3 protein-coding genes are annotated in these 1,740 nt (G+C 66.6%); all 3 read left to right on the top strand.

Annotated features, from left to right (window positions below; all coding sequences use genetic code 11):
• Positions 1–349: LptF/LptG family permease (locus AC1DY5_RS54370; RefSeq protein WP_478122484.1), on the top strand; the 349-nt coding region annotated here is incomplete at its 5' end.
• Positions 346–1,452: an LPS export ABC transporter permease LptG gene (lptG, locus tag AC1DY5_RS54365; RefSeq protein WP_478122483.1), complete on the top strand. Its 1,107-nt coding sequence runs from the start codon at positions 346–348 to the stop codon at positions 1,450–1,452. The genes AC1DY5_RS54370 and lptG, both read left to right, overlap by 4 nt.
• 14 nt (positions 1,453–1,466) lie before the next feature.
• The coding region (locus tag AC1DY5_RS54360) for a sirohydrochlorin chelatase (protein WP_478122482.1) at positions 1,467–1,740 on the top strand (274 nt) is incomplete at its 3' end.

Raw genomic sequence — 1,740 nt, 5'->3', positions numbered from 1 at the left:
GCGCGACCCGATCGCCGTCAACCGCGCCGAGCTCGCCTGGCGGCTCGGCCTGCTGCTCGCAGGAGCCAACTTCGTGCTGCTGGCGCTGACGCTGTCGAGCGTGAATCCACGCGTTGGGCGCAGCGGCAACCTGGTGTTTGCGCTGTTCGCCTTCATCCTTTACTTCAACCTGCTCAACCTGGGCCAAAGCTGGATCGGCGCCGGCCGCTACTCCATGGGCGGCTTCATGATCACGCTGCATGGCGGCGTGCTGCTGCTCGGCCTGCTCTGGCTTGCGAAGCGACATTTCAACTGGGGCTTCCGGGCGCACCGCGTCCGTGCACGGCCTGAAAGCACCTCCGTCACGTGAATACCATCCGCCGCCTGATCTACGCGGAAGTGGTGAAGGCCGTGGCCTTCGTCACCCTGGGCTTCCTGAGCCTGTTCTTCTTCTTCGACTTCGTCGACGAACTGCAGGCGATCGCCAACCCCGGCTCGCTCGGCTACGGCGCGCCCCAGGCGCTGCTGTACGTGGCGCTGCTGATTCCCAGCCACCTCTACGAGCTGCTGCCGATCACGGTTCTGATCGGCACCATCTTCGTGATGGCGCGGCTGGCTCAGAGTTCCGAATTCACGATCCTCCGAACCAGCGGCCTCGGCCCATGGCGCGCCCTGCGCACCCTGCTGCTGCTCGGGGTCGGCTTCGTGGTGCTGACCTTCGCGATCGGCGACTACCTGGCGCCCGCCTCGGACCGCACGGCCCAGTTGCTCAAGGCCCGCTACCAGGGATCCCTGTCGCTGATCGGCAACACCGGCGCTTGGCTCAAGGAGCGCCAGGGCGAATCGTCCTTCGCGGTCAATGTGGCGTCGATGGGGCGCAACGGCATTCTGAAGGATCCCCGGATCCTCGAATTCGACGGCGAGGGCTTTCTGGTCGCACAGACCTCGGCGCCCGCGGCCAGCGTCGATCGCGGCCACTGGACCCTGGTCAATGCCGAGCGCCAGCGGTACGACACCCGCGGCCCTGGTGCCCCGCGCATCGTCAACACCAATGTTCCGGTGCTCGAATGGCCGACCTCGCTGAGCAGCGAGATGGTGTCGGTCGCGCTACTGCGCCCGGACCGCATGCGCACGCTCGACCTGTTCGACTACATCCGCCACCTCGAGGCCAATGGGCAAACCGCGCAGCGCTACGAAATCGAGTTCTGGCGCAAAGTGTTCTATCCGCTGTCCTGCCTCGTGATGATCGTTTTGGCCCTGCCCTTCGCGTACCTGCATTTCCGGCAGTCGGGCATCGCCACCTATGTGTTCGGCGGCGTGATGATCGGCATCAGCTTCTTCCTGCTGAACAACGTCTTCGGCTACCTCGGCAACCTGGGCAACTGGTGGCCATGGATCACGGCGGCGGCGCCGGGACTGATCTACTCCGTCTTGTCGCTGGGCGCCTTTAGTTGGCTGGTGTTGAGGCGGTAGCGCGGATGCCAGTCATGCAATCACCGCTGGGAATCGTGCTTTTCGCGCACGGATCGCGCGACGAACGCTGGCGCGCGCCGGTCGAGGCGGTGGCGCGACAGGTTGCCGCGCTCGACCCGACCGCCCGAGTCGCCTGCGCCTACCTCGAACTGGTCGCCCCCGACCTGCGCAGCGCCGCGCTGGCCCTGGTCGCCGCCGGGGCCCGGAGCGTGCGGGTCGTGCCGCTGTTCCTTGGCATGGGCAGGCACGTGCGCGAGGATCTGCCGGTGCTGGTCGACGAACTCCGCG

Source organism: Variovorax sp. P4_D9 (assembly GCF_056401695.1).
This window is presented reverse-complemented; position numbering and strand designations above follow the sequence as displayed.